A 14,130-nucleotide genomic window follows, 5' to 3' on the forward strand; every position below is an offset into this window, starting at 1 on the left:
TTTGCCCACAATAAAGAACCTAATAATATAATAACCATTACCAAATAAAATGAGTTTTGAATTCTTAAATCCTGTTGAAGATGTTGTTGTGGCACATTCGGCTTTATTACCTAATCAATCATTAGGTCAAAGGATTGCTATTCATTCAAAACAAAATGGAATTCCTGAATTAAAAGGGGTACATATTGCTATTATAGGTGTTGAAGAAGGAAGAAGAGCCGAAGATAATTATGGTGCGGGTAATAATTTTGGTGTCATACGAAAATATCTATATCAATTATTTCCTGGCAATTGGTTTTCTAAAATTGTCGATTTAGGTAATATCCCTCAAGGTGAAACGGAAGAAGATTCTTATTTTGCACTCCAAGAAATAATCGTTTATTTAGTTAAAAATAACATCATCCCTATTATTATAGGTGGCGGTCAAGACTTAACCTATGCCAATTATAGAGCATATGATAAATTAGAACAAACCGTTAATTTAACAACAGTTGATACAAAGTTTGATTTAGGTACTATTGAAGAAGAAATATCTTCAACCTCTTTTTTGAGTAAAGTAATTATGGAACAACCAAGCAATCTATTTAATTATAGTAATATTGGTTATCAGACATATTTTAATTCGCAGGAAGAAATTGATTTATTAGAAAAATTATACTTTGACACCTACAGGTTAGGTGAAATTACCAATGATATAAAAATAGTAGAACCTGTTTTACGAGATACAGATGTTGTAAGTATTGATATCGGTTCTGTAAGACGAGCTGAGGCACCTGCAAACAACAATGCGGTACCTAACGGATTTTATGGTGAGACTATATGTGCCATTTCCAGATATGCGGGTATCAGCGATAAAGTTTCTTCTTTTGGAATTTACGAATACAATGCGAAATTAGATGAAAAAGACCAAACTGCACATTTAATTGCCCAAATGATATGGTATTTTATTGAAGGTTTTAATTTTAGAACCAATGAATACCCTTTTACATCAAAAAAAGATTATACAAAATATATAGTACCTATTGAAGACACTACAATCAACTTCTTCAAAAGTAATAAAAGTGACAGATGGTGGATGGAAGTTGAACATTCAAATAATAAAACTACAAAGCAGACGTTAATACCTTGTACGTATCAAGATTATTTACGAGCAGGAAATCAAGTTATTCCAGAAAGATGGTGGAAAACTTTTAGAAAATTAAATTAGTTATACACTAAATATAATATTTCTGCGTTCTTAAAGTGATTCTACGAAATCAAAATTGTTTTTTATCGAAATAGTTTTAATATAACAAATAGTATTGTCCCCCTATAATAGGGATACTAAATTTACATTTATGAGAAAAGTAACCGTTTATTTTTTACTTGCTGTATTTGCTTTAGCAACCAGTTGTGGATCTAGCGACCGAGGAGAGTTAACAGGTGTTAGGTCTAAAAAGAAATTTTTCCCTGAGAAACCATTAGGAATGACATTAATTCCAGGTGGTGCTTTTACAATGGGTAAAACAGATGAGGATATTGCAGGTGCCTTAAACACACCATCCAGAACTGTAACTGTAAGACCATTTTATATGGACGAAACAGAAATTACAAACGCTGAATATAGAGAGTTTGTAGTATGGGTAAGAGATTCTATTGTAAGAACTCAATTAGCCATTCTTGCAGAAGAACAAGGTTTTGGTGCAGCTAGTGCCGATTTAGATGCTGGTGCATCTTCTGGTAATGAGGATGGCATTCAAAAATACAAATTTGCAGAACCCGATACTACTGCCAATGTATATTATAAATATATGATGGATAACTACGGTAGCTTAGGTGATTTAAATTCGCCAACTGAAGGTAAAGCGTTAAATTGGGACCCTGAATTGGTTTGGAATATAGCAGAATATCCTGATGCAAGTTATGCTGAAGCTATGGACAGTTTATACTTACCAATTACTGAGGTTTTTGATGGTAGAAGAATTATTGATACCAAAAAATTATCTTACTTATATTACACTTTCGATCCAGAAGGTGCTGCACGGAAAAGCAGTAACAGAAAAGATTTCATAAAGAAAAATACAGTAGAAATATATCCTGATACAACGGTTTGGGTAAAAGATTTTAATTACTCTTACAACGACCCAATGCACCAAGATTATTTCTGGCATCAAGCATACAATGACTACCCTGTAGTTGGTGTATCATGGCCACAAGCCAAAGCTTTTTGTGACTTTAGAACTCAAAAGAAAAACAGATTTTTAGCTAATAAAGGTGGTGGTAAAGTACCTAACTTTAGATTACCAACTGAAACTGAGTGGGAATTTGCTGCTCGTGGAGGCTTAGAATATGCTAAATATCCTTGGGGTGGTCCTTATACGGTAACTGATAGAGGTTGTTTTATGGCAAACTTTAAACCACAAAGGGGAGATTATGCTGCTGATGGAGCTTTATATACCATGGAAGCAAAGTCTTTTACACCTAATGACTACGGTTTATATAATATGGCAGGTAATGTTTCAGAATGGACAGATACTGCTTATGACCCAGCTTCTTATTACTTAGGTTCTACAATGAACCCTAATGTAAATGATAGCGGTAATCAAAGAAAAGTAATTCGTGGAGGATCTTGGAAAGATGTAGCTTATTTCTTAGAAGTAAGTACGAGAGATTATGAATATGGAGATTCTGCAAGAAGTTATGTAGGCTTTAGAACAGTACAAGATTATATGGGTGTTAAATAACATTCAATAAAAGACAATTTTCAATAAAAATTTAGTAGTAATTATCATTAAGTAATAATAAATAGTAATAACGAACGTTTTAAAATAAACCAACTAGAATTAATAATTAAAATTAAAATTAACCCGAAAAAAGAAAAATTATGGCAGGATCACTTAAACAGAAAAAAATCATGAACTTCGTTTATGGTATGGGAGCATCAGTAGTATTAGTAGGAGCATTATTCAAAATCTTACACTTTAGCATAGGACCTTTAACAGGTGGGGTTATGTTAACTATTGGATTATTAACAGAAGCAGTAATTTTTGCATTCTCTGCATTTGAACCTGTTGAAGAAGACTTAGACTGGTCTCTAGTATATCCTGAATTAGCAGGAGGACAAGGACAAGGCTTAGACAGATTATCTGGTGATGTAGATGCTGAAAGCATGTTATCTTCTAAATTAGATACGATGTTAGCTGAAGCAAATCTTGATTCTGAAAAAATGGATAGATTATCTACAAGCATCCAAAATTTTGCAGGTGCCGCTGAAAATATTGCACCAGCTGCAAATTCAGTTGCCGCAACTAGTAAATATAGTGAGCAATTAACATTAGCTGCTTCTAATATGGAATCTTTAAATAGTTTGTATAAAGTACAGTATGATAGTGCATCTAGACAATCTGAATTGAGCGAAGCTGTTGCTGAAAACACAGTAAAACTTAAAGATCAAATGGAATCTTTAGCAACAAACTTATCATCATTGAATGGTGTTTATGGAGGTATGCTATCTGCTATGTCAAATAGAAACTAATTAGTAGAATAAAATATTTTAACCCAACTATTAACTAAAACTAATTAGAAAAAAATGGCAGGAGGCAAACTATCACCAAGGCAGAAAATGATTAACTTAATGTATTTGGTATTTATTGCGATGTTAGCAATGAATATGTCAAAACAAGTTTTATCTGCTTTTGGTTTCATGAACGAAAAACTGGCAGCATCTAACGTGTCAGCGGAACAACAGAATGCAGCTACTTATGCGAGTCTGGCTACGAAAGCAGCCGATCAACCAGAGAAGTATGCAGAACACAATACCAATGCTCAGAAAGTACAGGCTTTATCTTTAGACTTTAATGCTCATCTTGAAAAAATGAAAGAAGAGTTAACCAAAGATGTTGAAGACCCTACAAATTATGAGTCTATGGACGGAACAGATGCAGGAGATTCTTTCTTCTTTGCAGGAGAAAAAAATACTCCAGCTGGTGAAGAGTTTTTAAGTAAACTGAATAACTACCGTACGGAAGTAACATCACTTTTAGGAGATGATTATAAAGACATAACGTCTAAAGTAAATGCACGTTTTGATACTTCTGAACAAAAAGTAAAAGATAGTGAAGTAACGCAACCATGGTTAAAAAATCGTTATGAAGGTTTTCCTTTAATTACAACGATTACTAACTTATCTCAACTTCAAGCTGATATTAAATCAACAGAAAATGAGATGTTAATGGCAATGGTTCAAGGTCAATTAGAAAGTGACGTTTCAATGAGAAACTACACGACTATTTTAGTACCTGACAACCCAGCTACGTTACAAGGTGCAAACTTTAAAGGTAAAATAGTATTAGGTAAATATGATGCTACTTTAAAACCAACCAAAGTAATTATTAATGGTAAAGAGATCACTAATATTGAAGGTGGTGGTGCAATTTTGGATTTCCCTTCAGGTAATGTAGGTGAGAATGAAATTAAAGGTGAGTTTGTATTTAAAGAAGGTGACTCTTTAGTTAGATTACCAATTAATACTAAATATGCCGTAGTTGCAAAACCTAACAGTGCTGTGATTTCAGCTGATAAAATGAATGTGGTTTATAGAGGTGTACAAAACCCTATTACAATTTCAATGCCAGGTGTACCTGACAATTCAATTTCAGCAAACGCACCAGGTTTACGTAAATCAACAGGTTTAGGTAAGTATATGATGAGTCCTGGTAAAGGTAAAACAGTTAAAATTAATGTAACTGGTAAATTACCTGATGGATCTTCTGTAACTTCTGGACAAACGTTTAGAATTAAAGATATCCCTGCTCCTTCTGCAGCAGTAAGAGGTAGCCAATATGGTGTTATTAAAATGCCTAGAAGTTCTTTACAAAAAATGACTATTGGAGCTATTATACCAGATTTTGAGTTTGACTTAAAACTTGGAGTATCAGGCTTTAGTATTAAAGTTCCTGGATCACCAACAGTGATTGTTAAAGGTACAAAATTCAATGCCGCAGCAATTAGAGCTTTAAGTAAAGCAAGAAAAGGCGACATGGTTACAATATTTGATGTAAGAGCATCGTTATCTGGCAATAGTGGTTATTACTTAAAGAAAGTAAATCCATTAAATGTAGAATTAACAAATTAAAAAATAAATATTATGAATTGGAGAGGTTTTTTAGTAGTGTGTGGTGTTGTAGCGTTGACTACAAGCTCTATAAACGCACAAGCTAATTTGTTGAATGCAAAGATTCCTGAAGAAATTGGAATGAAAACAGCAGAACAATTAGCAGCTGATAATGACGGACCATTACCTTACGGTTACATAGATGATAGAGATATCCTCTGGTCTAAAGTGGTGTGGGAGTATGTGGATTTGAATGAGAAAATTAATTTACCATTCTACTATCCAATAGATACGAATAACATTAGCTCTAGTAGAAGATCTCTTTATGACACAATGTTGAGAGGTATTAAGAGCGGTGAGATTGCAGATATTTATGACGATTCTTATTTTGAAAATAAATTAACTTTCAAAGAGATTCAAGGTCGTTTATCTAGAATTGACACTAGTGATGCCGGTTATGAGTTATTAAATCAAGGTGAAGCTATTACTGATGAATATGTTGATAGAACAGATTTAACTTCTGGAGATATTGCTGGACTTAAAATAAAAGGAGTTTGGTATTTCGATAAAAGACAAGGTGAGTTAAAATACCGTTTATTAGGTATTGCACCAGTTGCACCAGATGTTAACTTCTTGAATCAAGGTTCAGGTGGTGGTATGGATGAACTAATACCTTTATTTTGGGTATGGTATCCAGGAGCTAGAGAAGTAACGCATGCAATGAAAGTGTTTAACAATAAAAACTCAGCGTTCCCTTTATCTTATGATCATTTATTAAATGCACGCCGTTTTGTGGCAAGTATTTATAGAGAAGAGAATATATACGGTAACAGAGATGTTGCAGAGTATATAAAAGGAAATGCTTTATTCCAAGTTCTAGAGGCTGATAAACTTAAAGAAGATATCAGAAACAAAGAACTAGACATGTGGAATTATTAATAAATTCACTGTAGTATATCTGAAAAACTTCTGCTCTTTATTGAGTAGGAGTTTTTTTTATGCCTTTATTTTACCTTTATAACTACATTTGTAAGATGCAAGTAGATTATATTATTGTTGGTTTAGGATTGGCTGGTTTAGCCATTGCTGAAGAACTAGAACGAAATGATAAGTCCTATATCATTTACGAAGATTATTCTCAAAATTCATCTCGAGTGGCAGGTGGAGTTTACAATCCCGTTATTTTAAAACGTTTTACTCCTGTTTGGGATGCTTTTGACCAATTAAACATAGCCATTCCATTCTATGTAGCATTAGAACAGAAATTAAATATCCAAATTGACTACCCCTTAGATATATCTAGAATATTCACCTCAGTTGAAGAACAAAACAATTGGTTTAATGCGTGCGACAAACCTTTTTTTGAGAATTATTTGATTCCGAAAATCGGTAAAAACAACAATCAAAGTATCAATGCCCCTTTTGGATTAGGAAGCGTTACAAATACAGGGAAAATTGACACCAAGGCCTTATTAGATGCCTATATTGATTACCTTAAGAAAAGAGGTTTAATTGTGAACGAAGGTTTTGAGTATTCAAAAGTTACTCTTACTGAAGACGCTGTACAATACAAAACGATTACTGCCAAAAAGGTGATTTTTTGTGAAGGATATGGAGTTGTAAAAAACCCATTCTTTAAAGATATCCCTTTAAAGGAAGCCAAAGGTGAATTATTGACCATCCACTCCCCTAACCTCAACATCAAATATATTATAAAATCTTCTATATTTATCATGCCCTTAGGAAATGATACTTATAAAATAGGGGCAACTTTCAATTGGACGGACAAAACTTTAAAGCCCACCCAAGAAGCTAAAGATGAATTGGAAAACAAGTTGAAAAAAATTATTAATGTTCCCTATACAGTCATCGATCAAAAGGCAGGTATTAGACCTACTGTAAAAGATAGGCGACCCATAATAGGAACACACCCTAATCACTCTCAATTAGCCATTTTAAACGGACTAGGAACCAGAGGCGTTATGTTGGCTCCTAAAATGGCTAAACAGCTCTATAATCATCTAGAAAACGATGAGCAACTTAGCGAAGAAGTTGATATCTCAAGATTTTAGTTTTGAATATTTACAACTTTTATTACAGGGCAAATTCCGAGAGATCGTAAAACATAAAAACCCGAAATTCAAATGAATTTCGGGTTTTTATTATATCATTAATGAACTACATTTCTAATGCTTTCTTAGCATTTCCGTCCATTAGTAATTCTTCAGGATTTTCAAGAGCCTCTTTAACTGCTACTAAAAATCCAACAGATTCTTTACCGTCAATAATTCTATGATCGTAAGACAATGCAACATACATAATTGGTCTTATGGTAACGGCTCCATTTATAGCAACAGGTCTTTCTACAATATTATGCATTCCTAAAATTGCACTTTGTGGTGGATTGATAATTGGCGTAGACAACATAGAACCGAATACACCACCATTGGTAATGGTAAAAGTACCACCTGTCATTTCATCTATCGTAATATCACCATCTCTAGCACGAATAGCCAAACGTTTTACCTCTGCTTCAACACCTCTAAAAGTTAAATTTTCAGCATTTCTAATTACAGGAACCATTAATCCTTTAGGACCAGAAACCGCGATAGAAATATCTTGAAAATCATAAGCTACTTTATAATCTCCGTCAATCATTGAATTTACATCCGGATACAATTGCAAAGCTCTTACCACTGCTTTCGTAAAGAAACTCATAAAACCTAAACCAACTCCATGTCTTGCTTTAAAGGCTTCCTTATATTCGTTACGTAAATCAAATATAGGCTTCATGTCTACTTCGTTAAACGTAGTAAGCATTGCCGTTTCATTTTTAACAGCAACCAAACGTTCCGCCACTTTACGACGCAACATAGATAATTTTTTACGTTCTGAACCTCTTACACCACCTGTTATTGGTGACCCCATACTTGGTGTAGCATTTACGGCATCATCTTTTGTAATTCTACCGTCTTTACCCGTTCCTTTAATGGCACTTGCAGTCATACCTTTTTCTGCTAAAATCTTTTTAGCAGCAGGTGAAGCTGTTCCACTTGCGTAAGTTTCTTGTTTTTTAATTTCAGCAGGTTTCTCTTCTTTTTTGACTGATTCTTCCTTTATTGCTTCTTTTGTTGAACTGGCACCTTCTGGCTTTTTAGCACTCGTATCAATATGACATACCACAGCACCTACAGCAACAGCATCTCCTTCTTCTGCTTTTAACGTTATAATACCGCTATCTTCAGCTGGTAATTCAAGTGTAGCTTTATCAGAGTCTACCTCTGCAATAGCCTGATCTTTTTCCACATAATCACCATCTTCAACCAACCAAGTGGCTATTTCTACTTCAGTAATCGATTCGCCCGGAGAAGGGACTTTCATTTCTAAAATCATAATTGTTTAAATTATCTATATTCAAGTTACAAATTCCAATCAAAAATAACGGAATTTATTAATTATTATACACTTTTATTTATCAAAAACTAAATCTAACACACGTTGTTGCCTTCTTTTAAATCTTGCACTAGAACCAGCGGCTGGCACGGCATAAAAAGGTCTTGAAGCTACTTCTAGCTTTACTAAGTTAAAACGTTGCAGCATAAAACTCCATGCACCCATATTTTGTGGCTCTTCTTGTGCCCAAACATAACTTTCAACATTTTTATAAAGATCTATAATGCTTTGAATTTTATCTAAATCTAATGGAAACAATTGCTCAATTCTTACTAAAGCAACATCGTCTCTCTTTAACATTTCACGTTCTGCCAATAAATCATAATAGAATTTACCAGTACAAAGCACCAATTTTTTAACTTTATCCTTATTAATAGTATCGTCAATTACGGTTTGGAATTCTCCTTTTGCTAAATCATTTAATGTAGATACCGCTTTTGGATGACGTAATAAACTTTTAGGTGTAAAGACTATTAATGGTTTTCTATAATTTCTTTTCATTTGTCTACGTAACAAATGATAGAAATTACCTGGGGTTGTACAATCAGCTACCGTCATATTATGATTAGCACATAATTGTAAATAACGTTCCATTCTTGCTGAAGAATGCTCAGAACCTTGACCTTCATAACCATGTGGCAGTAATACCACAATTCCATTTTGCAGCTTCCATTTATCCTCTGCCGCTGACATATATTGATCAAATATAATCTGGGCTCCATTACTAAAATCTCCAAACTGGGCTTCCCAAATGGTTAGCGTATTTGGATTTGCCATCGCATATCCATAATCAAAACCTAACACACCATATTCCGATAACAAAGAGTTGTAAATTGTCATTACCCCTTTGTTGTTCGGGTTACTATTTAATAAATTTATTCGTTCTTCTGTAACTTCATCACGCAAAATTGCATGTCTATGGCTAAACGTACCACGCTCTACATCTTGCCCTGAAATTCTAATATTATAACCTTCTTCTAACAATGAACCATATGCCAATGTTTCTCCTAAGCCCCAATCTAGATTATCGGCATCAATCATTTTCGCTCTATCATTCAGAATTCGCTCTGCTTTTCTAACAAAATTAGCACCCTCTGGTACTGACGAAATAACCTTTGCGATACCTTTTAATTTTTTTTCTGCATACTTCGTATCGAATGACTTCAGCATTTCCGCTAAATCGGCACGTTCAAAACCTTCCCACGTACTTTCCATAAACGGCTTTACTACCGAAGTTTTATCTTCTTTAGATTTATTATACTCCGTTTCAAGCATCGACTTATAATCGTCCCTTAATTTCTCAACATAAGCCTCATCAACTACTTTTTCGCGTAATAATTTATCAACATAAATATCTTTTGGATTTTCATGCTTAGAAATTGCCTTATAAAGTTTAGGTTGGGTAAAACGAGGTTCGTCACCTTCATTATGACCATATTTTCTATATCCCAATAAATCTATAAAAACATCGCGTTGAAATCTCATTCTAAACTCCAATGCCATTTCTGTAGCGTGCACTACTGCCTCAACATCATCAGCATTAACGTGCAATACTGGAGATAATGTAACCTTACCAACATCTGTACAATACGTACTTGAACGGGCATCTAAATAATTTGTAGTAAACCCTATTTGATTATTAACAACGATGTGAATTGTACCGCCTGTTTTATAACCATTTAATTTAGCCATCTGTATTACCTCATAAACAATTCCTTGTCCAGCAATAGCTGCGTCACCATGAATTAGTATCGGTAAAATTTTAGACGAATCTCCGTTGTATTTTCTATCAATTTTAGCCCTAGTAATACCTTCTGCAACAGCATCAACAGTCTCCAAGTGAGAAGGATTAGGCACTAAATTCATTCGTATCTCTTTACCATTTTGATAGGTTTTATTCAATGTTAAACCCATATGGTATTTTACATCACCATCAATAGTATCATCTTCAAAGTCTTTACCTTCAAATTCGCTAAATAACTCTCTAACTGGTTTTCTAAAAATATTGGTTAGCGTGTTCAGACGACCTCTATGAGCCATACCCACTACGCATTCTTCCAATTGGTGCTTATTTACAGCTTGATACAGTAAATTACTAATAGCAGGAATAAGAGCTTCACCTCCTTCAAGAGAAAAACGTTTTTGACCAACATATTTGGTCTGTAAAAATTGCTCAAAAGTTACGGCCTGGTTTAGCTTAGAAAGAATATACTTTTTCTTTTCAACATTATTTTCTAGATGATTATCATTTTTATTTAATGCATCTTGCCACCATTTTATTTCTTCTGGCTTTCGGATATACATATATTCTATACCAATAGAGTCGCAATAAATAGATTCTAAATGCTTTACAATGTCTTTTAGCGATTTGCTTCCAATACCGATAACTTCACCAGCATCAAAAACAGTATCTAAATCACTATCGGATAATCCAAAATTTTCTAGAGCCAACGTTGGTTCGTATTTTCTACGCTCCCTAACTGGATTTGTTCTAGTGAATAAATGCCCTCTAGAACGATAGCCATTTATTAATTCTATTACTTTAAATTCATTAAATACATGCTCTGGAACTCTAATTGCACTTTCATTATCTTCTCCTGTTAAACTATAATCTGTATTTGCAAGATCATAGCCTTGAAAAAAACTTCTCCAACTCGGTTCAACAGCATCAGGATTTGACAAATATTTGTCATACAAATCTTCAATAAAACCTGTGTGAACTGCATTTAAAAAAGAAAACCTATCCATTAATCAAAAATTTCTTAATATGAAAAACAAAAGTACAATTTTTAACGAGATAAAATAAATTATGACGTCTGATAAGTTTGCGAAAAATAATTTTATTTTTTTTCATTTTTTTGTTGTTCAAATTAGAAAAACATTTATATTTGCAACCTGAAAAATTAGAGAAATCTAAAATATTCCTCCTTAGCTCAGTTGGTTAGAGCATCTGACTGTTAATCAGAGGGTCCAAGGTTCGAGTCCTTGAGGGGGAGCTTCAGAGAAACAAAGCCTTTACAGAAATGTAGAGGCTTTTGTGTTTTTACACATTAACCTTCCATATACGTATTGATTTACAGTTCATTAAATAAACGATTCAGGCACTCAATTATCGGTTCAATCAAAAAATTAGAAGCGTAAAAAAAATAATATTTCTTGTTTTTAAAAATCTAATGGGTCTAAATTTCAAGAGAATAATAAAAAAGCTGTTCATAATATTATTTATTAGAGCTACTTGAGACTCTATTTTGTTTATTTGTTACAACATAAAAATAAGACCTACGATTTAATTGATGTTCATCTTTACTACATTTTGTTTGATTGACATCATTACAATCATTTAACAACATATCTTCACCATAACCTATGGCACTTTGAATTCTAGTGCGTGATATCCCTTGACTGATAATATAATTACGCGTTGCTTTTGCTCTTTTATCAGATAATTTCTTGTTATATTCTTTAGACCCTCTACTATCTGTATGAGATTCTATTTTTATAACCATTTCTGGATTGTTTTTCATTACCTCAATTACTTTTTCCAATTCAGGCTTTGCATCTTCACGGATGGAATACTTATTTAGATTAAAATAAATAGGATCAGTTACTATTTGATTTTTTACTGCGGAAAGTTCATCCCCGTCAACTACCACATCTTTCAATTTATCTGTAGAAGCTTTCATAACATCGTTATTGACAATAGTTTCTTGCACATTATCATTTACCTCTATTCCATTAGTGTTCAATAAATAAACATAAGAACGTCGATTTTTTTGATGAATTTCTTCACTACATTTTTGATCATTAGAATCGGAACATGAGTACAATAATTTTTCCTCTCCAAAACCAATTACACTTTTTATTCTATCTACGGCTATACCTTTTGAAAGCATATAATTACGTGTTGCTTTTGCTCTTTTTTCAGACAACTTTTTATTATAATCTTCAGATCCTCTGCTATCCGTATGTGACTCAATTTTTATTGCAACCGTTGGGTTTTCTTCTAGAATTTTTACAATATTATCTAAGTATGATTCAACATCTTTTTTAATGTTAAAACTATCAAAATCAAAATAAATAGGATTGACTATAGATTCATTATCAACAATTAAAGACTTTACTTCTTCTTTATTTAAAATCTCATTTTCCTTTTTATCAACACTCTTGGTTGGTATACTATTTCTAATACTATCTTTTAAACGAGCTATCGGGAAAGGTTTTTCTGGTGCCTTTTTAACTTCCAAAATAGATGATTTATCAATTGAAAAACTATAAATATCATCATCGCCTTTACCTCCTGCTCTATTTGAAGAGAAAAATCCTTTTTGAATATTTGCATCCACTACAAAGCCGAAATCATCTAAATTACTATTAAACGGGGCTTTAATATTTTTTACTGGACCAATGTTGCCATTTTCTTCAATTTGTGTCTCATAAATATCGAGACCACCAAGTCCTTTGTAACCATCTGAAGAGAAATACAACATATTCTTTGCCCCTATATAAGGAAACATTTCTCTTCCAGTCGTGTTTACTTTATTCCCTAAATTTACAGGTTTACCAAATTTATTCTTGTTTTTTATTGCAACTTTGTAAAGATCTGTATTTCCATAACCTCCAGCCATATCAGATATAAAATACAATGTTTTTTCATCAGCACTTAATGCAGGATGCCCAACAGAGTATGTATTACTATTAAAAGGCAGTGCTTTACTGTTTTTCCATTCACCGTTTATCAAATTAGCTTTATAAATTTTTAACCTTGCAATAGATTCTTTTTTATTTAGAGCTCTTCTTTTACTATAATTAGATCTTGTAAAATACATTGTTTTACCATCTTTAGTAATAACCAATGAAGCTTCATGGTGTTTTGTATTAATTTTTTTTGAAAACACTTCTTTATTCTTTAAGTCATCAATAGCAATATTGGTGGTAGCAACACTAGAAAGGGTATCATTTACGGATGCTTCATATAAATTTAAATAGGGCTGATTATTCCATTTATATTTTTTAGATTTTCTCTTATTTTTTGAAGCGGTACTTGCGAAATAGAATTTATTATGATGTAAAAAACCTCCAAAATCTGAATAGGGCGTGTTTATGGCTACATTATGTATTGTTATATGATTTTTAATATTTTTTGAAGCTATTAGCGAGAGGTAATTCTCACTCAACATTTCATTACTAGTTTCCGTATTTATAGGTGAGTCGTAAAAATATTCTTTAAATACAGCATCTGATGATTTGTAATTACCATTACTTCTCAGTGCCTGGGCATAACGTAAAAAATGTTTTTTTGAAACTTCTTTACCAAAATTAGCAACCAACTTTTCGTACCACACTTCTGCTTTTTCCATTTCGGAATTGGCATAATAAGAATCGGCCAACCTGCTTATTACAAGGTAGTCCTTATTTTCACCTTTTTTATAGATTTTCTCGTACAATTCAGCAGATTTTTTATAGGCCAAATCATTAAAATATTGATCTGCAATATATTTGTTTTGAGCGTATCCTAACAGCGATAAGCAAAGCGTTATTAATAGTATTACTTTATTTTTCATTTTAAAAAATATTTTTAGTTGCCT

General features: G+C 32.8%; 9 protein-coding genes and 1 tRNA gene. 7 read left to right on the forward strand and 3 right to left on the reverse strand.

What is annotated here, in order from left to right:
* The first annotated feature begins 49 nt into the window (after positions 1-49).
* The 6 genes from JBL43_RS03950 (at position 50) to JBL43_RS03975 (ending at position 7,164) form a co-directional block, all read left to right on the forward strand.
* On the forward strand, positions 50-1,207 hold the full coding sequence (locus JBL43_RS03950) for a formimidoylglutamase (RefSeq protein WP_198840181.1): 1,158 nt from the start codon (positions 50-52) through the stop codon (positions 1,205-1,207).
* A gap of 130 nt (positions 1,208-1,337) precedes the next feature.
* Positions 1,338-2,723, forward strand: a complete 1,386-nt coding sequence (porK, locus tag JBL43_RS03955; RefSeq protein ID WP_198840182.1) for a T9SS ring complex lipoprotein PorK/GldK — start codon at positions 1,338-1,340, stop codon at positions 2,721-2,723.
* 140 nt (positions 2,724-2,863) lie between these two features.
* Positions 2,864-3,514 (forward strand): type IX secretion system motor protein PorL/GldL, encoded by a 651-nt coding sequence (gene porL, locus JBL43_RS03960; RefSeq protein ID WP_138948737.1) that lies wholly within the window; start codon positions 2,864-2,866, stop codon positions 3,512-3,514.
* A 54-nt stretch (positions 3,515-3,568) separates the two neighbouring features.
* Positions 3,569-5,113, forward strand: a complete 1,545-nt coding sequence (porM, locus tag JBL43_RS03965) for a type IX secretion system motor protein PorM/GldM (RefSeq protein WP_198840183.1) — start codon at positions 3,569-3,571, stop codon at positions 5,111-5,113.
* 12 nt (positions 5,114-5,125) lie between these two features.
* Positions 5,126-6,031: a type IX secretion system ring subunit PorN/GldN gene (gene porN / locus JBL43_RS03970; protein WP_198840184.1), complete on the forward strand. Its 906-nt coding sequence runs from the start codon at positions 5,126-5,128 to the stop codon at positions 6,029-6,031.
* Between the two features lie 95 nt (positions 6,032-6,126).
* Positions 6,127-7,164: an NAD(P)/FAD-dependent oxidoreductase gene (locus JBL43_RS03975; protein WP_198840185.1), complete on the forward strand. Its 1,038-nt coding sequence runs from the start codon at positions 6,127-6,129 to the stop codon at positions 7,162-7,164.
* A 106-nt stretch (positions 7,165-7,270) separates the two neighbouring features.
* Here the strand turns inward: JBL43_RS03975 and odhB are convergent, their stop codons facing one another.
* Together odhB and JBL43_RS03985 are read right to left on the reverse strand one after the other, a co-directional pair.
* A complete protein-coding gene (gene odhB, locus JBL43_RS03980; protein WP_198840186.1) occupies positions 7,271-8,485 on the reverse strand; it encodes a 2-oxoglutarate dehydrogenase complex dihydrolipoyllysine-residue succinyltransferase in 1,215 nt (404 codons plus the stop codon).
* Positions 8,486-8,560: 75 nt separating this feature from the next.
* Positions 8,561-11,293 carry a 2-oxoglutarate dehydrogenase E1 component gene (locus JBL43_RS03985; protein ID WP_198840187.1) on the reverse strand — a complete coding sequence of 911 codons (2,733 nt, stop codon included), beginning with the start codon at positions 11,291-11,293 and terminating at the stop codon, positions 8,561-8,563.
* Between the two features lie 174 nt (positions 11,294-11,467).
* Between JBL43_RS03985 and JBL43_RS03990 the strand changes: the two genes are divergently transcribed.
* Positions 11,468-11,541, forward strand: a tRNA-Asn gene (locus JBL43_RS03990).
* 222 nt (positions 11,542-11,763) lie between these two features.
* On the opposite strand, the gene JBL43_RS03995 is transcribed toward JBL43_RS03990, so the two are convergent.
* Complete coding sequence (locus tag JBL43_RS03995; RefSeq protein ID WP_198840188.1) at positions 11,764-14,106, reverse strand: OmpA family protein; 2,343 nt, start codon at positions 14,104-14,106, stop codon at positions 11,764-11,766.
* Positions 14,107-14,130: the final 24 nt, after the last annotated feature.

Source organism: Aureibaculum flavum (genome assembly GCF_016406085.1).
GTDB lineage: Bacteria > Bacteroidota > Bacteroidia > Flavobacteriales > Flavobacteriaceae > Aureibaculum > Aureibaculum flavum.